This window comes from Microbacterium timonense, from assembly GCF_900292075.1.
Classification (GTDB): Bacteria; Actinomycetota; Actinomycetes; order Actinomycetales; family Microbacteriaceae; genus Microbacterium; species Microbacterium timonense.
The window spans coordinates 1-25001 of the sequence record NZ_OLMV01000002.1 but is presented as its reverse complement, the minus strand read 5'-3'; the positions used below and the strand labels follow the sequence as shown (position 1 = coordinate 25001).

The 25001-nt window shown below is 69.9% G+C and carries 26 protein-coding genes; 18 read left to right on the top strand and 8 right to left on the bottom strand.

The genetic code is table 11. The features are described 5' to 3' along the window. Positions 1 to 23 precede the first annotated feature (23 nt). Both C9992_RS05920 and C9992_RS05915 read left to right on the top strand, forming a co-directional pair. Positions 24 to 932: an alpha/beta fold hydrolase gene (locus C9992_RS05920; protein ID WP_106814695.1), complete on the top strand. Its 909-nt coding sequence runs from the start codon at positions 24 to 26 to the stop codon at positions 930 to 932. Then, positions 929 to 1939 (top strand): Lrp/AsnC family transcriptional regulator, encoded by a 1011-nt coding sequence (locus C9992_RS05915; protein WP_106814694.1) that lies wholly within the window; start codon positions 929 to 931, stop codon positions 1937 to 1939. Before C9992_RS05920 ends, C9992_RS05915 begins: the two co-directional genes overlap by 4 nt. Before the next feature lie 43 nt (positions 1940 to 1982). On the opposite strand, the gene C9992_RS05910 is transcribed toward C9992_RS05915, so the two are convergent. Next, positions 1983 to 2591 carry a flavodoxin family protein gene (locus C9992_RS05910; protein ID WP_106814693.1) on the bottom strand — a complete coding sequence of 203 codons (609 nt, stop codon included), beginning with the start codon at positions 2589 to 2591 and terminating at the stop codon, positions 1983 to 1985. Positions 2592 to 2752: 161 nt separating this feature from the next. On the opposite strand from C9992_RS05910, the gene C9992_RS05905 reads away from it, so the two are divergent. Together C9992_RS05905 and C9992_RS05900 are read left to right on the top strand one after the other, a co-directional pair. Continuing rightward, complete coding sequence (locus C9992_RS05905; protein ID WP_106814692.1) at positions 2753 to 3307, top strand: PadR family transcriptional regulator; 555 nt, start codon at positions 2753 to 2755, stop codon at positions 3305 to 3307. Between the two features lie 103 nt (positions 3308 to 3410). Continuing rightward, positions 3411 to 5108: an ABC1 kinase family protein gene (locus C9992_RS05900; protein ID WP_106814691.1), complete on the top strand. Its 1698-nt coding sequence runs from the start codon at positions 3411 to 3413 to the stop codon at positions 5106 to 5108. On the opposite strand, the gene C9992_RS05895 is transcribed toward C9992_RS05900, so the two are convergent. Then, on the bottom strand, positions 5014 to 5829 hold the full coding sequence (locus tag C9992_RS05895) for a glycosyltransferase (protein WP_235008054.1): 816 nt from the start codon (positions 5827 to 5829) through the stop codon (positions 5014 to 5016). The two genes, C9992_RS05900 and C9992_RS05895, sit on opposite strands and share 95 nt — an antisense overlap. Positions 5830 to 6022: 193 nt before the next feature. On the opposite strand from C9992_RS05895, the gene C9992_RS05890 reads away from it, so the two are divergent. The 3 genes from C9992_RS05890 to C9992_RS05880 all read left to right on the top strand — a co-directional run bounded on the left by C9992_RS05890 (position 6023) and on the right by C9992_RS05880 (position 8710). Beyond that, entirely contained in the window at positions 6023 to 6928 is a 906-nt protein-coding gene (locus tag C9992_RS05890; protein ID WP_106814689.1) for an SDR family oxidoreductase, read from the top strand. A 73-nt stretch (positions 6929 to 7001) separates the two neighbouring features. Further along, on the top strand, positions 7002 to 8093 hold the full coding sequence (gene gnd / locus C9992_RS05885) for a phosphogluconate dehydrogenase (NAD(+)-dependent, decarboxylating) (protein WP_106814688.1): 1092 nt from the start codon (positions 7002 to 7004) through the stop codon (positions 8091 to 8093). Then, complete coding sequence (locus tag C9992_RS05880; protein WP_200826241.1) at positions 8090 to 8710, top strand: GyrI-like domain-containing protein; 621 nt, start codon at positions 8090 to 8092, stop codon at positions 8708 to 8710. The genes gnd and C9992_RS05880 overlap by 4 nt, the downstream gene beginning before the upstream one ends. 65 nt (positions 8711 to 8775) lie before the next feature. Here the strand turns inward: C9992_RS05880 and msrA are convergent, their stop codons facing one another. Both msrA and msrB read right to left on the bottom strand, forming a co-directional pair. Beyond that, positions 8776 to 9330 carry a peptide-methionine (S)-S-oxide reductase MsrA gene (msrA, locus tag C9992_RS05875; protein ID WP_106814687.1) on the bottom strand — a complete coding sequence of 185 codons (555 nt, stop codon included), beginning with the start codon at positions 9328 to 9330 and terminating at the stop codon, positions 8776 to 8778. Beyond that, a complete protein-coding gene (msrB, locus tag C9992_RS05870; RefSeq protein ID WP_106814686.1) occupies positions 9327 to 9794 on the bottom strand; it encodes a peptide-methionine (R)-S-oxide reductase MsrB in 468 nt (155 codons plus the stop codon). The genes msrA and msrB overlap by 4 nt, the downstream gene beginning before the upstream one ends. Before the next feature lie 201 nt (positions 9795 to 9995). On the opposite strand from msrB, the gene C9992_RS05865 reads away from it, so the two are divergent. Beyond that, the gene (locus tag C9992_RS05865) at positions 9996 to 10454 is read left to right on the top strand and encodes a VanZ family protein (RefSeq protein ID WP_106814685.1); all 459 of its coding nucleotides are present in this window, start codon (positions 9996 to 9998) and stop codon (positions 10452 to 10454) included. 18 nt (positions 10455 to 10472) lie between these two features. After that, positions 10473 to 10988 (top strand): metallophosphoesterase family protein, encoded by a 516-nt coding sequence (locus C9992_RS05860; protein WP_106814684.1) that lies wholly within the window; start codon positions 10473 to 10475, stop codon positions 10986 to 10988. Here the strand turns inward: C9992_RS05860 and C9992_RS05855 are convergent. After that, the gene (locus tag C9992_RS05855; RefSeq protein ID WP_106814683.1) at positions 10980 to 12482 is read right to left on the bottom strand and encodes a SulP family inorganic anion transporter; all 1503 of its coding nucleotides are present in this window, start codon (positions 12480 to 12482) and stop codon (positions 10980 to 10982) included. The two genes, C9992_RS05860 and C9992_RS05855, sit on opposite strands and share 9 nt — an antisense overlap. 233 nt (positions 12483 to 12715) lie before the next feature. On the opposite strand from C9992_RS05855, the gene C9992_RS05850 reads away from it, so the two are divergent. After that, a complete protein-coding gene (locus C9992_RS05850) occupies positions 12716 to 14377 on the top strand; it encodes an alpha-amylase family protein (protein WP_106814682.1) in 1662 nt (553 codons plus the stop codon). Positions 14378 to 14395: 18 nt separating this feature from the next. Here the strand turns inward: C9992_RS05850 and C9992_RS05845 are convergent, their stop codons facing one another. After that, on the bottom strand, positions 14396 to 15598 hold the full coding sequence (locus tag C9992_RS05845; RefSeq protein WP_106814681.1) for an MFS transporter: 1203 nt from the start codon (positions 15596 to 15598) through the stop codon (positions 14396 to 14398). Between the two features lie 79 nt (positions 15599 to 15677). On the opposite strand from C9992_RS05845, the gene C9992_RS05840 reads away from it, so the two are divergent. From C9992_RS05840 to C9992_RS05830, 4 genes are all read left to right on the top strand, one after another. Next, entirely contained in the window at positions 15678 to 17696 is a 2019-nt protein-coding gene (locus tag C9992_RS05840) for an acyltransferase family protein (protein ID WP_235008052.1), read from the top strand. A 90-nt stretch (positions 17697 to 17786) separates the two neighbouring features. Beyond that, positions 17787 to 17954: a hypothetical protein gene (locus C9992_RS18035; protein ID WP_160150833.1), complete on the top strand. Its 168-nt coding sequence runs from the start codon at positions 17787 to 17789 to the stop codon at positions 17952 to 17954. Further along, positions 17951 to 19666 (top strand): RecQ family ATP-dependent DNA helicase, encoded by a 1716-nt coding sequence (locus C9992_RS05835; protein WP_106814680.1) that lies wholly within the window; start codon positions 17951 to 17953, stop codon positions 19664 to 19666. The genes C9992_RS18035 and C9992_RS05835 overlap by 4 nt, the downstream gene beginning before the upstream one ends. 35 nt (positions 19667 to 19701) lie before the next feature. After that, complete coding sequence (locus C9992_RS05830; RefSeq protein ID WP_106814679.1) at positions 19702 to 20667, top strand: NAD(P)-dependent alcohol dehydrogenase; 966 nt, start codon at positions 19702 to 19704, stop codon at positions 20665 to 20667. Positions 20668 to 20769: 102 nt separating this feature from the next. On the opposite strand, the gene C9992_RS18030 is transcribed toward C9992_RS05830, so the two are convergent. Then, entirely contained in the window at positions 20770 to 21990 is a 1221-nt protein-coding gene (locus C9992_RS18030; protein ID WP_160150832.1) for a hypothetical protein, read from the bottom strand. Between the two features lie 297 nt (positions 21991 to 22287). Here C9992_RS18030 and C9992_RS05825 point away from each other — a divergent pair, with 297 nt between their 5' ends. Continuing rightward, entirely contained in the window at positions 22288 to 22767 is a 480-nt protein-coding gene (locus C9992_RS05825; protein WP_106814678.1) for a hypothetical protein, read from the top strand. A gap of 46 nt (positions 22768 to 22813) precedes the next feature. Here C9992_RS05825 and C9992_RS05820 read toward each other — a convergent pair whose 3' ends face one another. Further along, entirely contained in the window at positions 22814 to 23353 is a 540-nt protein-coding gene (locus C9992_RS05820) for a DUF1697 domain-containing protein (RefSeq protein ID WP_106814677.1), read from the bottom strand. A 300-nt stretch (positions 23354 to 23653) separates the two neighbouring features. Here C9992_RS05820 and C9992_RS05815 point away from each other — a divergent pair, with 300 nt between their 5' ends. The 3 genes from C9992_RS05815 to C9992_RS18560 all read left to right on the top strand — a co-directional run. Then, a complete protein-coding gene (locus C9992_RS05815; RefSeq protein ID WP_106814676.1) occupies positions 23654 to 24112 on the top strand; it encodes a hypothetical protein in 459 nt (152 codons plus the stop codon). A 220-nt stretch (positions 24113 to 24332) separates the two neighbouring features. Next, the gene (locus tag C9992_RS05810; RefSeq protein WP_146145301.1) at positions 24333 to 24659 is read left to right on the top strand and encodes a hypothetical protein; all 327 of its coding nucleotides are present in this window, start codon (positions 24333 to 24335) and stop codon (positions 24657 to 24659) included. Between the two features lie 6 nt (positions 24660 to 24665). Then, positions 24666 to 25001: DUF222 domain-containing protein (locus C9992_RS18560; protein ID WP_160150858.1), on the top strand; the 336-nt coding region annotated here is incomplete at its 3' end.

Here is a 25001-nt window from a genome sequence, read left to right as displayed (position 1 = left end):
AAGTCCCATCGAGAGGATCATCCATGTCCGATACCCCCGTGTCCGCCGAGTTCGCTCGCGCGACGACCACCGCCCAGCGCGTGCGCATCAATGACAACGACCTGGCCGTCGAGGTGCTGGGACCCGAGGGCGCACCGGTCATCATCGCGCATCACGGAGCGCCGGGCCTCGGCTCACGTGCGGAGCCCCGCGCGAGCTTCGGCCGGCTCGCCGACGAGTACCGCGTCGTCGTGTTCGACGCGCGCGGCAGCGGGGAGAGCGAGGGTTCGGGAGTGTTCAGTCACGAGCAGTGGGCTGCCGACATCGACGGCCTGCGCCAGTGGATCGGCGCGGATACGATCGCGATGGCCGGCGGCTCGTACGGCGGCTTCATGGCGATGGAGTACGCCATCCGCTATCCGGACCGGGTCAGCGCGCTGGTGCTCAGGGACACCTCCGCCGACAACTCGAACGCGCATCTCGCACGGGAGAACGCCCTGGCCAGCGACCGGGTCACCATCGACATGGAGAAGTTCGACCGCATCGACGAGGGCCGCGTCCGCGACAACGAAGATCTCAAGGACTGCTGGCGCGAGATCCTCCCGCTCTACGACTTCGTCTACGACCCTGAGGCCACCGAGCGCAAGGTGCAGGCGACGCCGTACCGGTACGAGGCCCACAACTACGCGTTCTCGGTGAACCTGCCCTCGTATGATCTGAAGCCGCAGCTTCCGGCGATCACCGTCCCCACCCTCGTCACCGTGGGTCGAACGGATTGGATCACGCCGGTATCGTGCAGTGAGACCATCGTGGAACTCATCCCCGACGCCCGCTTGGAGATCTTCGAGGAGTCGGGACACTCGCCCCAGATCGAGCAGGCGGAGGAATGGACGCGGACGGTGAGGGACTTCCTCCACGAGGTCTACCCGCCTACGACGAGCGGACGCGGATGACGGTCAGCGCTCTGGACAGGCTGACGGATCTCGACAAACGGATCATCGTCGCGCTGCAACGCGACGGACGGGCGAGCTGGCGGGCGATCGCCGATGCGATCGACGCGCCGGTCTCCACGGTCTCGCGTCGCGGCCAGCAGTTGATCGCCGACGGCGTCGTGCGCATCGTGGCCCTTCCGGCGCTGGATGCCGACGGTCCGCACGCCCAGTTCTTCGTCAGGATCAACTGCGCACCCGGAACCCAGATGGCCGTGGCCGCGGAGCTCGTGCGCAACCCCGACGTGCGCTTCTGCACCGTCGTGACCGGAAGCTACGACATCATGGCGGAGCTGGTCGTGCGCGGCGGCGCCACGCATTACCCGCAGCTGGCCGTGGCGCTGCAGCCCATCGCCGGCGTCGAGCGGTGGCGCAGCGACCTCATCATGCACGTCTACAAGGTCAGCTACGACTGGGGCAGGCAGCTCTACGAGGAGATCGTCGGCTCGCCCGAGGATGCCGAGGCTCGCCCCACTGTGCCCGAGACGTGCTCGCCGGACCACTTCGACCAGGCGGACCGCGACATCCTCGAGATCCTCCAGCAGGACGGACGGGAGTCGTTCCAACGCGTCGCCGACCGGCTCGGACTCAACGAGTCCAGTGTGCGGCGGCGGTTCGAGCGCCTTCGCGCATCGCGGTGCGTCGACATCGTGACCCTGGTCCAGTCCGCGGCGCTCGGCATGGGCGCTGAGACCTTCCTGACCGTCAAGGTCTCACCCGACCGGCTGGACGCCGTCGCGCGTCAGCTCGCCCGCTACCCGTTCGTGCGGTACCTGGCTGCGCTCCTGGACGACAACGCTCTGCTGTGCGAGGTCATCACGACGTCGGTGGACGACCTGTTCTCGTTCGTGACCGACTCCCTGGCCCATCTGGACGGTGTCGAAGGATGGTCGGCGAACATGGAGCTGCTCTTCCTCAAGCGCGGCTTCATAGAGACGCCCTGGTGGCGCTCCCAGGTCGGGATGGAATGAGCACCTGCCGCTCGCGTCCGCCCTGCGCCGGCGAGACCGGCGGTCACCGCGGCGGAGCGGGGTACGGCCGCTCCTTCAGCAGGGCCGCGAGGTGCGCCGCGTTGCGCGCAAGCGTGGCTGTCGTGGACGCGACCTTCTCAGGCGTCTGATCCAAGTCCTTGTAGTCCGTCGTCTGCATCGCCTCGCCGTTCCAGTAGACGCCCCCTTGCGAGGGGATGCTGTAGCCGACGTCGCCGAGCGCCTGATAAAGATCTGCCGTGATGGCGTGGGCGCCGTCCTCGTTGCCGACCACGACCGTCACGGCGACCTTGCCCGCGAGGATCGCCCGCCCTTCGTCGTCGGTCTCTGACAGCTCGGCGTCCAGGCGCTCCAGCACGCGCTGAGCGACGCTGGACAGATGACCCATCCACGTCGGGGTCGCGAACACGAGGATGTCGCTGGCCAGCACCTTCTGCCGGATCTGCGGCCACTGGTCGCCGTCGCCCATGTCGGCCTGCACGCCCGGCTTCACGTCGAAGTCCACGACACGCAGCTGCTCCCCGGTGATGCCGTGCTCGGCCAGTGCGTCCAGCACCTGCTGGGCGAGCAGCTCGCCGCTGGATTCGGAGGGGGAGGGCTTGAGGGTGCAGTTGAGGGCGAGTGCTCGCAGCATGGCGGATCCTTCCTGTCCCCTGGCACGCTACGAGCGCCGCGGTGCGCCGCGCGAGGGCTTGACAGCGCGCAGTCCGTGCGCCGAGCTCGACGGAACCCTTGTCGAACGATATATCGGTATGTATCGTTTGCGTATCGGCACACGCTCGTCGGGAGGTCGTCATGAGCGGTTCGTATCAGGGGTTCGGTTCGCGTGCGGGAGGCTCCGGTCTGCCGTCGAGTCTGTGGGATGCCATGGACCAGTTGCGCGACGCGTTCGAGCGCGGCTTCGCGCCGCGGGTGAACAAGGGCGACGTGCGGGCGGCGGTGCTCGCGGTGCTCGCCGAGAAACCCATGCACGGGTATCAGATCATCCAGGAGATCGAGACGCGCAGCGCAGGGGCATGGAAGCCGAGTCCCGGCTCGGTCTACCCGACCCTTCAGCTCCTCGCCGACGAAGGACTGGTGGCTGCGGAGGAATCGGGCGGCAAGAAGACCTACTCGCTCACCGAGGCAGGCCGCGCCGAGGCCGAGGCCGCCGGTGAGCAGTCGGCGCCGTGGGAGTCGTTCGGCTCGCGCGACCGCGGCCGCACCAGCGACCTTCCCAAGGCCGGCGCGAAGCTCGCGCAGGCGGCGGCGCAGGTCGGGCGTGGCGGCACGCCCGAGCAGGTCGCGCAGGCGGTCGAGGTGCTCGACGAGGCCCGGCGTAAGCTCTACTCGATCCTGGCTCAGGACTGACGGCCGGCGTGCCGGCTGACGGCGTCGACCCCGGCCCGCGGGTTCGACGGGGCACACGGTCGGGGGCGACCCTGGCCGCAGGCACCGGGATCTAGGAGCTTCGATGGCCGACGTGGAGAATCCGCGCGCCCGCTATCGCCGGATCCTGCGGTTCGCCGGCCGGTACATGGTGCAGGCGTGGTGGTTCGAGCTCGTGCTGCCGCGATTCGGGTTCGGCGCGCTCGCCGCACGCGGACGCACTCGCAGGCTGACCACCATCGCCCGAAGGTTCCATGTCCTCGCCGTGCAGTACGGCGGCCTCATGATCAAGGTGGGGCAGTTCCTGTCGTCACGGCTGGACGTGCTGCCCCCCGAGATCACGAAGGAGCTCGAGGGTCTGCAGGACGAGGTGCCACCTGTCGCGTTCCCGGCGATCCGGCGCCTCGCCGAGGCGGAACTGGGCGTACCGCTCCAGCGCGCCTTCGAGTGGATCGACGAGACGCCGGTGGCCGCGGCATCCCTCGGCCAGGCGCATCGTGCCCGCCTGACCCCGGCCGACGCGGCCGAGACCGGGTTCGCCGACGTGGTGGTCAAAGTGCAAAGACCCGGCATCGAGGAGATCGTCGACGTCGACCTCAAGGCTCTGCGGCGGGTCGCCGGCTGGCTCAGTCGCGTGAGGATCGTTCGCGACCATGTCGACCTGCTGGCGCTCGTCGACGAGTTCGCGAGCACGAGCCTCGAGGAGATCGACTATCTCCACGAGGCGCAGAACGCCGAGCGGTTCGCGGCGGACTTCGCCGGGGACGCGCGCGTCGCCGTACCCGAGATCGCCTGGGAGCGCACCACGCGCCGGGTGCTCACGCTGGCCGACGTCACCGCCATCAAGATCAACGACGTCGAGGCGCTGCGGGCGGCGGGCATCGACCCCGGAGAGGTGGCGGTGGAGTTCGCGAACGTCATGTTCGATCAGCTCTTCCGCAACGGCTACTTCCACGCCGACCCGCACCCCGGCAACATCTTCGTCACGCCCGTGGCGGGAGCAGCCGAAGAGGGTCGCGCCTGGCGGTTCACCTTCATCGATTTCGGGATGATGGGCGAGGTGCCCGACGGGCTCAGGCGCAGCCTGCAGCGACTGGTGATCGCCGTGGCCTCCCGCAACAGCGCGCAGATGATCGAGAGCATCCGCGCCGTGGGTGTGCTGCTGCCGTCGGCTGACACGGTCGAGCTGGAGCGGGCGATGACGGCCCTGTTCGCGCGGTTCGGCGGAATGGGCTTCGCCGAGCTTCAGAAGGTCGACCCCCGCGAGTTCCAGGACTTCGCGAGGCAGTTCGGCGACGTGATCCGCTCCCTCCCGTTCCAGCTGCCCGAGAACTTCCTGCTGATCATCCGCGCCGTCTCGCTCACCAGCGGCATGTGCAGTTCGCTGGACCCGTCGTTCAACGTGTGGGATGCCGTCGAACCCTACGCGGACCGGCTGCTGCGCGATGAGGGCGGCAACGTCATCCAGGCGGCCGCGCGCGAAGCGGTCTCGATCGGCGGAGTGATGGCCCGGCTTCCGCGCCGATTGGACGACATGGTGACGCGCATCGAGGACGGTCGCCTGGTCGCCGATGTGCCGAAGCTGGATCGCTGGCTCCGGAGGCTGGAGCGTATGGGGCGGCGGGTCGTCTCGGCCGTGCTCTTCGCGGGCCTTCTCATCAGCGGTGCGGTGCTGCGAGCCGACGAGATCACTCTGGGAAGCGTGCTGATGGCCCTGTCGCTCGTTCCCCTCCTGCACGCACTCTTCGCCGGGTTCTCCGGGCGGCGCGGCCCGCGGGACTGACGGGCGGGCGCATGCGCTCGACCGCGGGGCGCACCCACCGCAACGGCGGGAAGTCCTGCGGCCAGTGGATGACGACGGTGCGGAAGCCACGGCGCACGCGGCGTGCGAAGCTGCGTCCGCTCGCGAACGGTCGCATCGATATGCCCATCCGCGCCCTCGGCAGGTAGCGGATCCGGTGTCGCCGCCCGAGGTGGAAGGCGAGATCGAGATCGTCGTGCAGTTCGGGATCACTCCGATGCACACCCGCGCGGATGCCGCGCCACGCGCTCCGGCGAAATCCCATGTTCGATCCGAACAGCGGCAGATGGCCGAGGGTCGGCGTCGCGACCACTGCGTACGCGCCCAGGTAGAGGACCGCGAGCGGCAGCCGCAGGATGCGTGGTCCGTCGATGAAGTGCGCGCCGCCGACGAGCGCCGAGACGTCCGGCCGCGCGTCGAAGGCGCACGCCATCGTGGCGATCCACGACGACTCCGGCACGCAGTCGGCGTCCAGCCGCAGGATCACGTCGCCAGTCGCGGCGTCGTAGCCGCACGCGCTGGCCGCCGGGATGCCGGGGACCCGGCAGCTGACCACGCGAGCGCCGTTCGCGCGCGCGACGGCAGCCGAGGCATCCAGGGATCCGTTGTCGACGACGATGATCTCGTCGGCCGCCCGCGTCTGCGACGCCAGGGCGCGAAGGCAGCGCTCGAGTTCCGTGTCGTCGTCCTTGACGGGGATCACGACCGAGATGGTTGCGGCGCGGGCGATGAGGGACTCCTTCTCGTGCGCGGTTTCTCCGAGCGTGGCTCGATCGTGCCGCCGGCGAGAGGGACTTGCCCGGCGGGGGAAGCTCTGTTACCGCACCCCGCTAACGACTGCGACCGGTTGGCGCAACCCCTGATCGTTCGCCGGTCCCGCTGCCTACGGTGAGGTCATGGCTACCGACAAGCGCGACCAGTACACCTTCACCAATCCCGCGGAGCTGTATGCCGACTTCGATCCCCAGAAGCAGCATCAGCCGGAGCCCGGCCTCGACGCGCGGCTGCAGCCGAAGGCCGACCTCGGCGAAGACACTTACCGGGGCACCGGCCGCCTCGCCGGTCGCAAGGCCCTCATCACGGGCGCCGATTCGGGCATCGGCGCCGCGACCGCCATCGCCTTCGCCCGTGAGGGGGCGGATGTGGCGATGTCGTACCTGCCCGACGAAGAGGAGGACGCCCGGCGCATCGCGGGAATCCTCCAGGATGCCGGAGTCACCGTGCTGACCCTTCCGGGCGACCTCCGGGACGCCGCCTACTGCCGCGACCTGGTGGCGCGCGCGGTGGAGGGCCTCGGGGGCCTGGACATCCTGGTGAACAACGGCGGCAAGCAGGTCTTCAACGAGGACCTCACGACGCTGGACGACGAGCAGTTCGACGACACGTTCAAGACGAACGTCTACGCGATGTTCTGGATCACGAAGGCGGCCCTGCCTCACCTCCGGGCAGGGTCGACGATCATCAACACCACATCCATCCAGGCCTATCAGCCGTCGGAGATCCTCGTGGACTACGCCTCGACGAAGGCGACGATCAACGCGTTCACCAAGGCGCTCGCCCAGCAGCTGGCGCCCAAGGGGATCCGCGTGAACGCCGTCGCGCCGGGGCCGATCTGGACGCCGCTGCAGGTGACCGACGGACAGCCGCAGGAGAAGATCGACACCTTCGGACAGCAGACACCGCTGGGTCGTGCCGGGCAGCCGGCGGAACTCGCCCCGGCGTATGTCTTCCTCGCCTCGGCGGAGTCCAGCTATGTGGCCGGTGAGACCCTCGCCGTGACGGGCGGGTCGCCGACACCCTGACGGCAGGGCGGCTCTCTAGACTTCGAGGACGGGTGCCCACGAGGTGGATGCCGGCGAGAAGCGGAGGAACGCGATGCAACTGGGAATGGTCGGCCTCGGCCGCATGGGCGGCAACATCGTGCGGCGGCTGATGCAGAACGGGCATGAGTGCGTCGTGTACGACGTGAACGCGGACGCCGTCGCGGGCCTGGCCGCCGAAGGCGCCGTGGGCGCCGAGAGCCTGGCGGACCTCGCCGCGAAACTCGAAGCGCCGCGCGCGGTGTGGCTGATGATCCCGGCCGGGCTCACCGGGACGGTGGTGGATCAGGTCGCCGCAGTGCTCGAGCCGGGCGACATCATCATCGACGGCGGCAACTCGAACTATCGCGACGACGTCCGGCGCGCGGCCGCGCTCAAAGACTCCGGCATCCACTATGTCGACATCGGAACGAGCGGCGGCGTCTTCGGACTCGAGCGCGGCTACTGCCTCATGGTGGGCGGTCCGGACGAGGCGTTCCGTCACATCGAGCCCGTGCTGCGCACCATCGCGCCCGGCAGCGGCGACGTCGAGCGCACCCCCGGCCGGACGGGCGAACTCGCTCCCGAGGAGCTGGGCTACCTCCACTGCGGTCCGTCGGGCGCGGGCCACTTCGTGAAGATGGTGCACAACGGCATCGAGTACGGCGTGATGGCGGCGCTCGCCGAGGGGCTCAACATCCTCGAGCACGCCGACGCCGGTGTGCAGGAGGCACAGCACTCGGCCGAGGTCGCTCCGCTGGAGGAGCCCGAGTTCTATCAGTTCACGATCGACACGCCGAAAGTGGCGGAGCTGTGGCGGCGGGGTTCGGTCATTTCGTCGTGGCTGCTGGATTTGACGGCCGCCGCCCTGCACGGCAACCCGACGCTCGATGGGCTCGCCGGCCGGGTCTCCGATTCGGGGGAGGGGCGCTGGACCGTGAAGGCGGCTGTCGACACCGGAGTACCGGTGCCTGTGCTGGCGGCATCCCTCTTCGAGCGTTTCGCGTCGCGGGATGAGGATCATTTCGCAAATCAGGTGCTCTCGGCGATGCGACTGCAGTTCGGCGGCCACCAGGAGCTGCCTGCGGGCGATGTCCTGGAAGCGGGCGCGCGCAAGTCGGAGTCCTCCGGCAGCGGGCAGTCGCGCACTGCGGACAACGCGTCGTGACGAAGGTCGACCTGAAGAAGACGATTCCGACCTACTCCGCGCCGCGCGGGTCGTTCGAAGTCGTCGACGTGCCGCCCATGCGGTACCTGATGGCCGATGGGCACGGGGACCCGAACACGTCGGATCAGTACGCCGAGGTCGTTGCCGCGATCTTCGGGACGGCCTACAAGCTGAAGTTCTTCAGCAAGACCGAGCTCGGTCGCGACTACGTGGTGATGCCGCTGGAGGGCCTCTGGTGGTCGGACGACATGGCGGCGTTCACGACCCAGCGCGACAAGTCGCGGTGGAGCTGGACGATGATGAGCCTGGTGCCCGAGTGGATCGACGCCCAGCACGTCGAACAGGCCCGCGTTGCCGCGCACGCGAAGGGCGGTTCGCCGGCGCTGGACCGGCTGCGTTTCGAGGAGCTGCATGAGGGCAGGTGCGTGCAGACGCTCCACCTCGGGTCGTACGACGATGAGGCGCCGGTGCTCGCCGAGATGCACGATCGCTTCATCCCCGACGCAGGCCTTCGCATGCGCGGCCTGCACCACGAGATCTATCTCACCGATCCGCGGCGCGCCGCCCCCGAGAAGCTGAGGACGATCCTGCGTCAGCCGGTCGAGCTCGCCCCCTGAAGACGCGCGGATGCCGCGACCCCGAGGGGCCGCGGCATCCGTTTCGCCGTTCGAGCCGTCGCCGCTTATGCGGTGGCGTCGGCGCGCTTGGGCAGCACCCAGCCGGCGCGCGGGAAGTGGCAGGTGTAGCCGTTGGGGATGCGGACCAGGTAGTCCTGGTGCTCGGGCTCGGCCTCCCAGAACGGACCGGCCGGTTCGATGGTGGTCACGGCCTTGCCGGGCCACAGACCCGAGGCGTCGACGTCGGCGATCGTCTCGCGCGCGATCCGCTCCTGCTCAGGGGTGAGCGGGAAGATCGCGGAGCGGTAGCTGGTGCCGATGTCGTTGCCCTGACGGTTCAGCGTCGACGGGTCGTGGATCTGGAAGAAGAACGCGAGGATGTCGCGATAGGTGGTCTGCTCGGGATCGAAGACGATCTCGACCGCCTCGGCGTGGCCCGGGTGGTTCCGGTACGTCGCGTGGGCGTTCTGCCCGCCGGTGTAGCCGACGCGGGTGTCCAGGACGCCGGGCTGGCGGCGGATCAGATCCTCCACGCCCCAGAAACACCCACCGGCGAGGACTGCCGTCTCGGTGCCGGGGGTGCGGGTGATCTCGCCGGTGTCGAAGGGACCGCTGGTCATGATGCGTGCTCCTGGTTCTGGTTGTCGAAGAGGTGTCGGTAGGCGCCGTAGCCCTCAGCCTCGAGGTCCGAGGCGGGGACGAAACGCAGCGCGGCAGAATTCATGCAGTATCTCAGGCCTCCGGCCTGTCGGGGGCCGTCGGGGAAGACGTGGCCGAGGTGACTGTCGGCGCCCGAGGAACGCACCTCGGTGCGCGGCAGCAGCAGCTTCCAGTCCTTCTTGGTCGTCACGGCGTCCGCCTCGATCGGCCGGGTGAAGCTCGGCCAGCCCGTGCCGCTGTCGTACTTGTCGGTCGACGAGAACAGCGGCTGGCCGGAGACGACGTCGACGTAGATGCCCGGCTCGTGGTTGTTCCAGTACTCGTTGCGGAAGGCGGGCTCCGTGCCCTCCTCCTGCGTCACGCGGTACTGGGTGTCGGTGAGGCGGCTGAGCGCCTCGGGAGTCTTGCGGTACTCGTTGCTCACGATTCCTCCTGGTCGACGCCGCTGGCTGCGGCGTCATAGAGAAGAACGGATGCCGCGCCCCTTTTGGTCCCGCGAACCTGGGAGTGCGCTTGGAGTTCTGTGGGCGTGCCGGCGTCGCAGGATTCGCATACACGGACGCAACACCGACCCGCGTTGGCTGGGCATGCCGGAGCTTCCCGACCCGGCGGAAAGGCACCGGCCATGACTGATCCCTCCCTCGCCCGACCGCGCAGCCTGCGGGTCCTCGCTGCCACGCTCGCGCTCGCCGCGGTGGCGGCCCTGACACTCGGGCCTCGTGCGATCGTGGCGCCGGCGCGCGGCGCGTTCCTGCGCGCGACCGAGGAGTTCGCGGCACCTGTCCGCGCGCTGCTCCCGAACGCCGACACCGACCAGATCCTCAACGCGGTGCTCTTCGTCCCGTTCGGGGCGGCTGTCGCCCTTCTTCTGCCGCGCGGATGGTGGTGGCTGGCCGCGGCCCTCGGCGCCGCGTTGTCCGTCGGGGTCGAGTTCGCGCAGGCGTCGATCCCCGGGCGCGTGCCCGATGCCGACGACGTGCTGTGGAACACGGTGGGCTGCGCGGTCGGCGTCGTCGCCGTCGCCGTGCCGCGCGCTCTCGCGGCGCGCAGACGCGTCAGGCCGCGCCGTGGCATGGGCGGCTGAGCCGGGCACAATCGACACATGGCGACGCGCGTGCTGCTCATCTCGGACACCCACATCCCCGGACGCGCGCGGCGCCTTCCCGACGCGGTGCTTCGGGCCGCCGACGCGGCCGACCTCGTGATCCATGCCGGCGACTGGGTCACGGCATCCGTCCTCGACGAGCTCGAGAGGCACGCGCCCGTTCTCGGGGTGTGGGGGAACAATGACGGTCCCGACCTCCGCGGACGGCTGCCAGAGGTGGCGCGCCGCACGATCGACGCCGTGCGGTTCGCCGTCGTCCACGAGACGGGCGACGCCAAACGGCGCGAGGCGCGGATGGATGCCGCGTTCCCCGACACCGATGTGCTCGTGTTCGGCCACAGCCACATTCCGTGGGACTCCGTGACCGCGCGAGGTCTGCGCCTGCTCAATCCGGGATCCCCGACCGATCGCCGCCGTCAGCCGGTGCACACGATGATGACCGCGGTGGTCGACGCCGGCGCCGTCCGCGACGTGCGGCTCGTCGAGGTTGCGTCGGCGACCCGCTCAGGCTGATCCGAGCTCACCGCTCAGCCGGCCGTGGAACGCTGCCGCCGCAGCGGTCATCCCCTCCAGCTCGACGTGGATGCCGCGCTGGCGGTACTTCGTGACGATCGCGTCGAGTGCGGCGACCGTCGAGGCGTCCCAGACGTGCGTGCGGGAGAGGTCGATGACGACCCGCGCGGGGTCGGCCGAGTACTCGAACTGGGTCGTCAGGTCGTTGCTCGACGCGAAGAAGAGCTCCCCGTCGACCCGGTAGCGCGCGATGTCGCCGTCGACCGTGCGGGTCACGGTGGTGAAGTGCGCCACGCGCCGCGCGAACAGCACCATGGCGGCGAGCACCCCGAGGATGACGCCGACCGCCAGATTGTGGGTCCACACCGTCGCCACGACGGTGACGAGCATCACCGCCGTCTCGCTCAGCGGCATCCGTTTCAACGTCGCCGGCCGGATGCTGTGCCAGTCGAAGGTCATCAACGAGACGACGATCATCACCGCGACGAGCGCCGCCATCGGGATGAGCCCGACGATGTCGCCGAGCACCACCACCAGGATGAGTACCCACACGCCGGCGAGGAAGGTCGAGATGCGCGTGCGGCCGCCCGCGGTCTTGACGTTGATCATCGTCTGGCCGATCATCGCGCAGCCGCCGGTCCCGCCGAAGAAGGCGGACGCGGCGTTGGCGACACCCAGACCCCACGCTTCGCGGGTCTTGCGGGAATGCGTGTCGGTGATGTCGTCGACGAGCTTCGCCGTCATGAGCGACTCGAGGAGGCCGACGAGCGCCGCGGCGAGCGCGTAGGGCGCCACGAGCTGCAGCGTCTCCCAGGTGAGGGGCACCTGGGGGATCAGCAACTCGGGGAGGCTTCGGGGCAGCTCGCCCTGGTCGGCGACGTTCGGCACCGACGACATCCCGAGCCCGACGACCGCAACCGTGAGCACCACGATCGCGATGAGAGGGGCCGGGATCGCGCGGGTGATCCTCGGCCAGACGAAGAGGATGCCGAGCCCGATCACGACCAGGAGGTACACCGTCCACGGCACGTCGATGAGCTGCGGCAGCTGCGAGAGGAAGATGAGGATCGCCAGCGAATTCACGAAGCCGACCATGACGCTGCGGGGGATGAAGCGCATGAGCCGTGCGACCCCGAGAACGGCCATCAGCACCTGGATGACTCCGGCCAGCGCGATCGTCACGATCAGGTAGTCCGGCCCGTACTCGCGCGCGACCGGGGCGACCACGAGCGCCACCGCTCCCGCTGCGGCCGTGATCATCGCCGGGCGCCCGCCCGTGAACGCGATGACGACAGCGAGCACGAACGACGAGAAGAGCCCCACGCGAGGATCGACGCCCGCTACGACCGAGAACGCGATCGCCTCCGGGATCAGCGCCAGCGCGGTGACCAGACCGGCGAGCACCTCGCGGGTGATCAGCCGGGGCCGGCGCAGTGCCTGCAGGACCGTCGGTTCGATGCGGTAACGGCCGGATGGCTCGGCGACAGTGGACACGGGTGCTCCTCGGTCTCTGCGCGCGCCGTTGCGCCGGATGGGGCTCAGGGGGAGTCGGGCCCCTCGACTCTAGCGGCCGCGCGCACCGGGAGCGCTGCGGCCGTGTCCGTCGCCTCCGGCGGACGGCCGGCCCGTTCAGCGGCCGGATACCGCACCCCGGGGCCGTGCTCAAGGGCCTCCACGGGTGTCCGCTGTCGGGGCAGACTCGCAGGCGACCGATCAGGAGGGCACCAGTGAAGATCACTGACACCAGCGACCTCTGGTTCAAGACCGCCATCATCTACTGCCTGGACGTCGAGACGTATCTCGATTCGAACGGCGACGGCGCGGGGGACATGCAGGGCCTCGCACAGCGCATCGACTATCTCGGGCAGCTGGGCGTCACGTGCCTCTGGCTCATGCCGTTCTATCCGACGCCCGACCGGGACGACGGGTACGACATCACCGACTTCTACGGCGTGGATCCGCGGCTGGGCAACCACGGTGAGCTGGTGGAGGTGATCCGCACGGCGCACGACCGCGGCATGCGCGTGATCGTCGATCTCGTGGTGAACCACACCTCCGATCGTCATCCGTGGTTCCAGAAGGCGCGGCGCAGCGTGAACTCGCCCTATCGCGACTGGTACATCTGGCGGGACGATCCGCCGCCCAAGGGTCAGCAGAACCCGGTGTTCCCCGGCGAGGCGGACGGCATCTGGACCAAGGACGAGGTCTCCGGCCAGTGGTACCAGCACAGCTTCTACGAGCACCAGCCCGACCTCAACATCGCCAACCCCGCCGTGCGCGACGAACTGGCGCGCGTGATGGGCTTCTGGCTTCAGCTCGGCGTCTCCGGCTTCCGCGTCGACGCGGTGCCGTTCTTCCTCGAGATGCCGCCCGGGGCGAAGATCCGCGACCCGCACGAGCTGCTGCGCGACATCCGCCGCTTCCTGCAGCGCCGCTCCAGCGAGGCGATCCTTCTCGGCGAGGTGAACCTGCCGTACGAGCAGCAGATCGCCTACTTCGGCGGGAGCGATGTCAGCGAGCTTTCCATGCAGTTCGACTTCGTGGGGATGCAGGCCTTCTACCTGTCTCTCGCCCGCCAGGATCCGGCTCCGCTGATCGCCGCGCTCACCTCGCGGCCGGCGCTGCCGGACGATGTGCAGTGGGCGAACTTCCTTCGCAATCACGACGAGCTGACGCTCGACAAGCTGAGCGAGGACGAGCGTCAAGAGGTGTTCGAGGCGTTCGCGCCGGACGAGAGGCAGCGCGTGTTCGGGCGCGGCATCACACGCAGGCTTCCCCCGATGCTGGGTGACCCGCGCCGCATCCGCATGGCCTACAGCCTGCTGTTCACGCTCCCCGGCACGCCCGTGCTCTTCTACGGCGAGGAGATCGGGATGGGCGAGAACATCGACGAGCCGGGGCGTAACGCCGTGCGCACGCCGATGCAGTGGACGGCCGAGCGCAACGGCGGCTTCTCACAGGCTCCGCCGTCGCGTCTGGTCGCCCGTCCGCCGGCCGACGGGTACGCTCCGCAGCACGTCAATGTCGCCGACCAGATCGAGGACCGGGGCTCCCTGCTGCACTTCTTCCGCGACCTCGTCTCGCGCTACCGCATCTCGCCCGAGCTCGGGTGGGGTGCGTTCGAGGTGCTCGACCAGCCGGTGCCCGCGATCCTCGTCCACTCCCTGCGGGCCGATGTCGGCCGGATGGTCGCCATCCACAATTTCGCCGAGGTGCCCGCCACGACGCGCTTCGCGCTGAAGGACGAGCCGGAGGGCACGCGACTGGTGGATCTCCTGGGAGGGGACCGGATCCCCCTTGACGATCGTGGACAGGCGGAACTGGAGGTGCCCGGCTACGGCTATCGCTGGCTGCGCGTGTCCCGTCCCGGAGACGGACGCGTGTCTTAGGCGCGGGGCGGTCGCGAGCTACCGACCGGCGCGCCGGCGCATGACGGTGCCGGCGGCCACGGTGGCGACGAGGACGAGCGCGGAGAACACGAGGAGCACCGCGGTCTCGTCGGCGAACAGCAGGCTGATGCCGACGGCGATGACGGGCAGCGCCAGTCCGCAGTACGCGATGAGGAAGACCAGAGCCAGGGTCTCGCCTCGCCGGCCGGGTTCGGCGAGCGACCCCGCCGTCGCGATCGCGGACCGGAAGAGGATGCCGACTCCCGCGCCGGCGACGATCCCACCCAGCAGGAACAGCGTGTACGACGGCAGAAGGGCTCCGGCCGCGATGCCCACGAGGCCGGCGGCGCAGCTCACCAGCGCCATCGTCAGCTGCGCGCGCAGCGGAACCCGGACGAGGAGGACTTGCGCCGCCGCCGCCGAGGCGAAGACGGCGAACGGCGTCACACCGGCCAGCAGATGGCTGGGCAGATGGAAGGCGTCGATGAGGAAGGTGGGCGCCAGCGACGTGAAGAGGCCGAAGAGCGCGAACGAGGCGAAAGCTCCGAGGCCGGCTGCGATGAACGCCGGACGCGACGTTCGCGGAAAGGCCAGCCGTTGCGGACGGTAACGCGGGCGCGGCGACGGCGGGCGGGCGGTTTCGGGCGTCGTCGCCAGCAGCACGGCGACCACGAGCAGCATCACGAGGAAGACCGCATGCGGCAGGATCAGCGGGTCGGGCAGGTACTCGGCGAACACGCCTCCGATGAGGGGGCCCAGAGCCAGTCCGCCGAGGTTCGCCGCACCGGCCACCGACGCGGCGACGATCGCGTTCTCGGCCGGACGCGACAGCGCGCGCAGCTCAGCGAGGTGCGCGGTGGCGGTCGCCGTGAGGATGCCGATGCTCACGCCGTTGACGAAGCGGGCCGTGAGCAGCCCCGCCACGTCGTTCCAGACGAGGAACAGGACGGCGCTCACGGCCGAGACCAGCACGGCGATGACGGCCATGCGCCGGCGCCCGGCCCAGTCGCTGATGTGCCCCACGAAGAACAGGCTGAAGACCACGCCCACCGCGTAGGCGGCGAAGATCATCGTGATGACCCACACCGGGAAGCCGTCCTGCTCCTGGTACAGCGGGTAGAGGGGCGTCGGCACCGTCGAGTACGCCATCGTGGTGAGAAACGACGCGGCGACGATCCAGAAGCCCGCCGTGTGCGGGACCGTGCGCGAAAAGAGCGTCATGCGGGAGAACGATGGACGATGCGCCGTGGCACGTCAAGACCCCTGAGCCCGTTCACCGCGCCCGCTTAGACTGCCGCGCGTGGTGGACCGAGCCAGCGCACAGCCCGACACCTCGGGCTTCCGCGCCGACATCCAGGGACTGCGAGCGATCGCGGTCGGGGCCGTCGTGCTCTATCACGTGGGTGTTCCTTTCCTGCCGGGCGGGTACGTCGGCGTCGACATCTTCTTCGTCATCTCGGGCTTCCTGATCACCTCGCACTTGCTCTCACAGCTGGAGCTCCATGGCCGTCTGCGATTCGGCGATTTCTACGCCCGCCGCATCCGCCGCATCCTTCCGGCGTCCTTCGTGGTGCTCACGCTGTCGGTTCTCGCCGCGCTCATCTGGTATCCGCCGCTGCTGATGCGGGATGTCTGGGCGGCGGCCGTCGCGACCGCGCTGTACGTGCCGAACTACTTCTTCGCCGCCGCCGACTCGGACTACCTCGCCGAGTCCTCCAACCCGTCGCTCTTCCAGCACTACTGGTCGCTCGGTGTGGAGGAGCAGTTCTACCTCGTGTGGCCGGCGCTGCTCGCGCTCGTGTGGGTGCTGGTGCGGTCGCGTCGGGCGCTCGTGGCCGCACTCGCGGCGGTCGTCGTCGTCTCGTTCGCGCTCTGCGTGTGGCTGACCTTCGCCGCGCAGCCGTGGGCGTTCTTCTCGCTGCCGTCGCGGGCCTGGGAGCTCGGCGTCGGCGGCCTCGTGGCCGTTCTGCTGCAGCACCGCCCGAGGATCGTGGGGGAGAGGTGGGCGGCGGCGCTCGGCTGGTGCGGGATCGCGGCGGTCGCGGCATCCGTCGTCTTCTTCTCCTCGGACACCCTCTTCCCCGGGGCCGCCGCCGCCCTGCCGGTGCTCGGGACGGCGGCGGTGATCGCCGCGGGTGAGAGTCGCGGAGGCCCCACACGCATGCTGTCGGTGCCGGCGATGACCTTCATCGGCCTGATCTCGTACTCGCTCTACCTCGTGCACTGGCCTGCGATCGTGCTGCCGGGCGCTGCGCTGCCGGGCAGGCTGCCGCTGTGGGCGACGCTGCTGATCGCTGTGGCCTGCGTGCCCGCCGCCTGGCTGCTGTACCGGTTCGTCGAGGACCCGGTGCGGCGCACGCCCGTTCTGACCAGGCGGCGTGCGGGCGTGACCCTCGCGGGTGCCGTGGTGGGATCGCTGGCCTGCCTCGGCCTTGCGAGCGCGGCGTATGCCATGGCCGACACGAGGTCCCTCCACGTCGAGCGCGCCGCCTCCGGCACGGTGATCGCCGACTCGCCGCGCGGCACCGACTTCGTGCCCGACAACCTGGCACCGGCGCTCCGCGATGCGCGCGACAGCCTGCCGGAGGTGTACGACGACGGCTGCATGCTCGGGATCGCGTCGACCGACCCCGAGGGCTGCCTCTACGGCGATCCCGCCGCCCCGCGCATCGTGCTGTTCGGCGACTCCCACGCCGCGCAGTGGTTTCCGGCGCTGGAGGGATTCGCGACGTCGGCCGGGTACGCCGTCGAGGTGCACACGAAGAGCTCTTGCCCGGCGACCGACATCGAGACGCTGCGCCGCGGCGCTCCGTATCCGCAGTGCGCGACGTGGCGGGACGCGGTGATCGACCGCATCAACGAGTCTCCGCCCGCCCTCGTACTGCTGGCGACCTTCACAGATCCCCAGCTCGCACCCGGGGTGGACGACGATGCGAAGACCTGGAAGGCCGCCCTCGGGCGCACGATCGACGCGCTGCGCGCCCCGGTCGCCGTGATCGCCGACACCCCCGACATGAGGGAGGACCCGGCCCCGTGTCTGTCGGCGCACCTCTCGAATGCCGAGGTGTGCGCGCAGTCCCGGTCGGTGGCCCTCGCCGGCCCGGCCCGCGAAGCGGAGCGCGAGGCCACAGCGGAGCGCGGCATCCCGCTCATCGACCTCAACGAATACCTCTGCGACGCCGACGCGTGCCCGCCGATCATCGGCAACACGCTCGTGTACCGCGATTCGCACCACCTCACCGCCGCCATCAGCGCCGACATGGACCGGGTACTGGGCGACGCCGTGCGACCGTTCCTGCCGCCCGTGCCTGCACCCTGACGGTCGCGCCGTGATCCCCGGGAAGCGGCACATGGGGACGACGGTGTCAAGCCCCGCAGAGACCTCCACGACCGAATGCAGGCTGGGAGCATGAGCACCGATCCCGACACGCGCGCCGCGGGCGATGACGACAGCCAGCTCGCCGGTGGCGAGTTCACCGACGAGCTGAACGACGGGCAGGTCGAGGCGGATGCCGCCAGCGGAAGCACCGACGGCGCCGAGGACCGCGCGCTCGACGGACCGGAGAACGGGGAGTGACGCCGGCTGCCCCGGCATCCACCCTCCGCGTCCGGCAGCCCTCCGGCGAGATCTCACGGGAGCGCATCCAGGAGGTGGCGCGAGCGTCGTTCGGGCTCGATCAGCTGCACGGGGCGCAGCTGGACGCGATCGAAGCGGCCGCGAACGGACGCGATGTGCTCGTCGTGCGCGCCACCGGGTGGGGCAAGTCGGCCGTGTACCAGGTGGCCGCCGCCCTCCGCGACGGGGTGACGGTGATCGTGTCACCGCTCATCGCTCTCCAGGAGGATCAGCTGGTCGGTCTGCGTGACGCCCCGGACGCCCCGGGTGCCGTCGCCCTCAACTCCGCCCGCGGCGTGCGCGCCCGGGCACAGGCGTGGCGCCGGCTGCGCGACGGCGAGGCGCAGCTGGTGCTGCTCGCGCCCGAACAGCTCGCCAAGGACGACGTCGTCGACGAACTGGCGCGGCTCGACGTCACGATGCTGGTGGTCGACGAGGCGCATTGCATCGCCTCGTGGGGCCACGACTTCCGTCCCGACTACCTCGCGCTCGGCACCGTGGCCGAGCGCCTCGGCCGCCCGCCGATCGTCGCGCTCACGGCGACGGCATCCACTCCCGTCCGCGAGGAGATCGTCGCGCGCCTTCACCTGCGCGATGCCGCGGTGATCCTCGGCGACGTCGACCGGCCGAACATCCGGCTCGAGGTGCATCGCCACACGGAGGACCGTGACAAGCGCGTCGCCGTGCTCGACGAGGTGTCCGCCCTCGCGGGCCCTGGCCTGCTCTACGTCGCGACCCGGCGGGCGACCGGCGAGTACGCCAGTGAGCTGACCGCACGAGGGCTGCGCGCGGCCGCGTATCACGGAGCGCTCCCCGCCGCGGAGCGGCGCCGCGTGCACGAGAGCTTCCTGAACGGACAGCTCGACGTCGTCGTCGCGACGTCGGCATTCGGGATGGGCATCGACAAGGATGACGTCCGCTTCGTCGTGCATGCGGACACCCCGGACTCGATCGACGGCTACTACCAGGAGCTGGGACGAGCCGGCAGGGACGGACGCCCCGCCCAGGCGACGCTGCACTATCGCCCGGAGGATCTGGCCCTGCGCCGCTACTTCGCCGCGAGGAATCCGGATGCCGCGGAGCTCGGCGCGCTGTTCGACGCGCTGCGCGCCGGCAACGAGCGCCGGGCGGGGCTCGCCGAAGCCTCGGGGCTGTCGACGCGACGCGTGGCAGCACTCCTGGCGCTGTTCTCCGACACGGGCTCGGTCACGATCGGCCGGGCGGGCGCGCGACTGCGGCGCGGCGCGCCCCGAGGCTCCGCGGTCGCGGCCGCCCTCGAGCGCGTGGAGGAGCGTCAGCGCATCGATGGGTCCCGCATCGACATGCTGCGCGAGTATGCCGAGACCCGCCGCTGCCGCCGGCAGGTGCTGCTCGGGTATTTCGGCCAGCAGCTCGAGCAGCCGTGCGGCAACTGCGACACGTGTGCGGACGGCTCGGCTCTGACGGGCAGGGTCGGAGGGGACGCAGTAGCGGATGCCGGTGAAGAGACGTCCGCGGCGCCGAGCAGTCCGTTCGGAGCCGACGATCGCGTGCGGCACGTCGAGTGGGGCGACGGCACCGTGGTGTCGATCGAAGACGACCGGATCACGGTCTTCTTCGAGAGCGAAGGCTACAAAGTGCTGTCGCTCGACCTCGTGATCGAGAACGCGCTGCTCTCGCACCGCCGAGGGTGAGGCGTCCACGCTCCCGGCGGCCATAGGGTGAAGCCGTGAAAGCCGTGGTCTATGAGCGGTACGGCGGTCCCGAGGTGCTGCAGGTGCGCGATGTGCCTGTGCCGTCTCCCGGACCGGGAGAGGTGCTGATCGAAGTCGTCTGCACGTCGATCAACCTCTCGGACTGGGAGAACCTGCGCGGTTCGCCCGCGTACGCGCGCATCGGTGGACTGCGCCGCCCGGCGCGGCGCATCCTCGGATCCGACATCGCGGGCCGCGTCGTCGGGCTCGGCGACGGCGTGACGAGGTTCGCCGTCGGCGATGAGGTGTACGGCGACAACCTGGCCGGCGGGGGAGGGTTCGCGGAGTATGTGGCCGTGCCGCAGGCGGCGCTGGCCGTGAAGCCGCCGCAGCTGTCGTTCGCCGAGGCATCCGCGATCCCCCAGGCCGGGGCGATCGCCGCGCAGGCCGTCGCTCTGGCAGAGCCCGGAACGCGGATGCTGATCAACGGTGCGGGCGGCGGGTCCGGGGCACTGGCGATCCAGCTCGCGGTCGCGAAGGGCGTGCGGGTGAGCGCCGTCGACAACGCCCGGAAGTCGGACTTTCTGAGACAGCTCGGGGCGGAGGAGGTCATCGACTACACGAGCGACGACTTCACCCGCCACGGACCGTATGACGTGATCGTGGACCTCGTGGCGCACAGGTCCGTCTTCGCCTACCGCCGCGCACTCGCCCGCGGTGGGCGCTGTGTCATCGTCGGCGGCACGCTGCGCACCCTGCTTCGAATGCTGACGATCGGGCCGCTCCTGGGCCTGGTCACCGGTGCCCGGCTCGGCGTGCTGTTCGTGCGTCAGGGGCCCTCCCACTTCGTGCAGGTGGCAGAGCAATGCGCGAGCGGGAGGATCGCGGTACGGATCGACCGCACATTCACACTGGACGAGGTGCCGGCCGCGCTCGCATGGCACGGCGAAGGCCACGCGCTCGGAAAAGTGGTCGTGGCGGTGCGGAACGAGACCGCGTAGAGCGCCGCATCCGGTATCCGGTGCAGGCGGACCGGCACGCGGCGTGGGTGAAGGCCGAAGGGCGGGCCGCCGGATCGGCCACCCGCCCTTCGGGGTTCACGTTCAGAGGGAGGGGTACGCCTCGAACGTGGCGTCTGCCGGCAGCGGGTCCAGGAACGTCGCTTCGAACTGGACCTTGCTCCCGTCACTCGGAAGGCGGTCGACGTAGGTCGATTCCGCACCGATGATGGCACCGGCCGCGTCGCGGGCGATCACGACGATGTTCACGAGCTCCTGCTCGTCCTCGAAGTCGCCGCTGACAGTGCCGCGCACGGTGGTGCTGTACGAGTCCGAGGTCGCCTGCACACCTTCGACGGTGAACGCGCCGGTCTCCTCCAGCGGAGCCTTGGTCGCGTCGGTCGCCTGAGGGCCGCGAACACTGAGCTCGACGATCTCACCGTCACCGACCGAGAAGAACGTGCCGGTGATGGCGGTGCGACCCGAGAGGATCGTGCGGTAGTCCGTCGACGAGTCGAGGATCGTCCCGGATGCGTCGAGCGCCTCCACGGCGATGTCGGCGAAGTCGAAGATGTAGTCCTCGTTGGGGTTGTCGATGATGACCGTGTACCACCACGTGCCGGCGTCGTACGTCGTGCGGCCGAAGGCCGATTCGACGACCTCCAGCTCCGCCCTGTCGTCGGCCGCATCGGCGGGCTCCTCTTCGTCGGCGGGCGCATCTTCGGCGCCGTCCACGTTGGACGAGGTCCCCTCGCGCACCGCCTCATCCAGGGCGGCCTGGCCGAGGATGCCGAACGACGCGATGGTCATGACGATGGACACGATCCAGCCCACGACCGACACCGCGACTGCCGCGATGCTGAATCCCTTGCCGCCGTGCTTCTTGCTGATGAGCGCCACGAGGCCCACGATGAAGCCTGCCAGCAGGACGATGCCGGAGAACCACGTCACGAACGGGATGAAGGCGAGGATGAGGCCGAAGGCCGCGAGGGCGAGCGCGACGATGGCGAGCGTCTTCGGCCGCGCGTCCTTCGGCGGCTGTGTGGCGTAGCCGGCGGGGGGCGCGTATCGCGGCGCCGCGTCCTGCGGATAGCCGGCGGCGGGTGCCGACGGCGCGGCGGCGTCCTGCGGGTACCCGGTGGGTGCCGACGGCGCGGCGGCGTCCTGCGGGTACCCGGTGGGTGCCGACGGCGCGGCGGCGTCCTGCGGGTAGCCGGCGGGGGGTGCCGGGGGTGCAGGCGCCGGGTCGGACGGCGTCGGCACGGATGCCGGCTGCGCTCCCGACGCATCCTGGTCAGGTGTCGCCGGCTGGTTGGGGTCGGACATGTGTCTCCTCTCGAACCGCACTCGGTGCAGCGGTACGCTCCGCGACGGGCGCCGCGAAGCACGCCGGGCAGACGTCCGCGCGCACGCAGGCCGCCGCAGCTCGTGCGACGATGTGCCCTCCGGACGCGGTCGAATCCGTCGATCCGCTCGATGCGCCCCCAGGCCGGTCCCCCGACCAGATGCACGTTACCGGATGCCGGCGACACGCGTGAGCCGCGCGCCCGCACACGCGGTCGCCACGGGGTTCAGGTCCGCCGTCCGGCCCCTGCCGGGTCCGGAGCCGGTTAGGGTCGGCGCATGGCTGAGGCATCCGATCACTGGCGCGACGCCGGCATCATCATGGGCTGGAATCCAGGTCTGTGGGATGAATGGCCGGGCACGTATCGCGGCGTCGTCGCGAGCGTGGCGCAGGGCACCCCGCATGTGACCCAGTGGTCGGTGGGGTCCAGACGGCAGGTGGAGCCGGGAACCGATGCGTGGCTGCTGCGTCAGGGCGGATCGTACGGTCTCATCGGTCACGGCACGGTGCTCTCCCACCCGTACGAGGACATGCACTTCGCCGACCCCCGGCGCACCGCGAGCTTCGTCGACGTGGCGTTCGATGAGCTGGTGGTCGAGAGCGATCGCGTGCCTCGCGACGTACTGGAGGTCGTGGTTCCCGAGGTGGCGTGGCGGTTCCAGTTCCGGTCGGGCAACCGCATCGCTCCGGAGCCGAACGTGCGGCTGCGCGCGCTGTGGCGGGATGCCATGGAGGCGCTGCGGTCGGGAGCGGACTGAGGCGGCGCATCGCACCACCGCTCGGGGTGCCGGTGTCCGCCGGCGTTCACCGGACGAAGCGGTCGACGAGCCGGAGCAGGGTCGGCAGTCCGCGGGAGGTGGCGCGGCCACCGGAGATCCGCTCGACGACGGGCGTCGCGTTGCCCTCGCCTTCGCGTTCGTTGCGGATGAGCGTCCAGCCCCGACCCGAATCGACGATCACGCACCGACGGTGGGCGGCCTCGTTCGCGACGTCGGCATCCGCCGCATCGATCGTGCCACCGCCGTGGAGCGTGAATTCGTGCTGCCGCGGGTCTGGGACCGATCCGTGCGCGTCGACGACGGCGGCGAGGTCCTCGAGCGGGATCCAGAACGCTTCGCGGTCCACACCCGAGCGGGCAGCGATCGAGGCCATCACCGTCTCCGTGACGGCAGCGGGGTGGCCTGCCTCGAACACGATGGTGCCGTTGCTCTGGAACGCCACGGCATCGCCGCATCCGGCGTCCTCGAACGCTGCCATGATGTCGGCGGTCGACGGATGACCGCGCTGACCCTGGTTGACGTTTCGCAGGAACGCGACGCAGCGCATGACCTGAACCGCTACCATTCGGCGGCCCTCTATGTCAATGGTCGGGCACAGAATCTCAGGGCTCCTTAGGCTGGCAGGGCAGTGATTCCCAGTGCAGCGCGACGGTCGAGATTCGGCGTTCGGGTCGCCTTTTCACACTCCCGTGAGCGCTGATGGTCCCGGTGGGAGGGCTACCCACCGGGACCATCGCTGCATCCGCGCGCTCGTCGTCGGGCAGCTGAGTCCGGTCCGTTCCTCCACAGTCGGCGTCGGGCGTCCGTTGTCCCCAAGACGCGATCGCCGCCGTGTGAGGAGCGCGCGGACTGCCACGGTAGGCGCATGACAGACATCGACCCCCGCCTCGAGCACGATCGTGTGCTGCGTCACGACAGCGATCTCGAAGAGGTGCTCGAGCTCCTCTTGACCGAGGCCATGAATCCTCGGCAACTGTGGTTGTTCTATCTCGACGACGGGGACCGGCTCACCGGGCCGATCATGCCGTGTGACGATTACCCCGACCATCCGGACGATCTCATGGAGACCGGAGATCTGGGCGTGGTGTCGTTCGCGGACGTGCTGGCACAGCGCATCCTTCAGATCCTCGAGGCCGTGGAGGCCAGTCAGGTCGTTCTCGTGTGGGAGCGTCCAGGGCCACGCGAGTTCGCGCCCGATGAACTGCGGTGGGCACGCGCGATGGCGCGTTCGTGCGCCGATGCCGGGGTGCGCCTGCGTGCCCAGTTCCTCCTGCACGACGGCGGCGTGCGGCAACTCGCCCCCGACGACCATCTGGGTGTGTAGACCGGGCCTCTCCGTGCAGATGCCGCGAGCTCGTCTGACGGCGATCGGCGTTGTCGTTCGGCCGGCCGTGATCGCGCAGAGTCCCTTCTTCGAGCGGGGAGGCGGCTGGATGTTTCAGCGGATCTCGTTCGGGCGGACTGTGGAGGAGTGTCGGAGGAATGTCGGAGGGGGTGCGTACGGTGGGGGTATGATTTCCCCCGCCCAGGTCGACGAGGTTCCGGTGCCGGACGCGCTGGATCTCGTGGTCGAGGTGGCCGACATGATGGCGGTGTTCGCCGCGCAGCGACTGGCCCGCATCGATGCGATGCGTCGCGACGCGCTGGCCGACGCGGCCCGTGACGGCCGGGAGTTGACGGAAGTGATCGAACGCGGCATCCGGTTGGAACTGGCCGCAGCGTTGCGGATCACCGAACACGCCGCCGCCGACCTGCTGTCCCGCGCCGAAGCTCTGGTGCACCGGTACCCGACCGTGCTGGCAGCGCTCGGCCGGGCCGTGATCACCGAACGCCACGCGGAGATCCTGGTCGACGGGTTGGAGCTGATCTAACCGGCCCTGCGGGACCGGCTGCTGCCGGCCGCGCTGGAACTGGCCAAGACCCACCCGGTCGGCACGTTCGGCCGCACCCTGCGGCGGCTGACCGACACCGCCCGCACCGACACCCTCACCCAGCGTCACGAAGAAGCACTCACCCGACGCCGCTCCACGATCGAGTACGTCGATGACGCGATGGCATGGCTGCACCTGCACATCGCCGCGGTGGAGGCCCGCGCCATCGAGCACCGCATCACCGGGATCGCCACCGCCCTCCTCACCCACCCCGACGACACCCGCACCCTCGACCAGGCCCGCGCCGACGTGATCTGCGACCTGCTCATCGACGGGCAGACC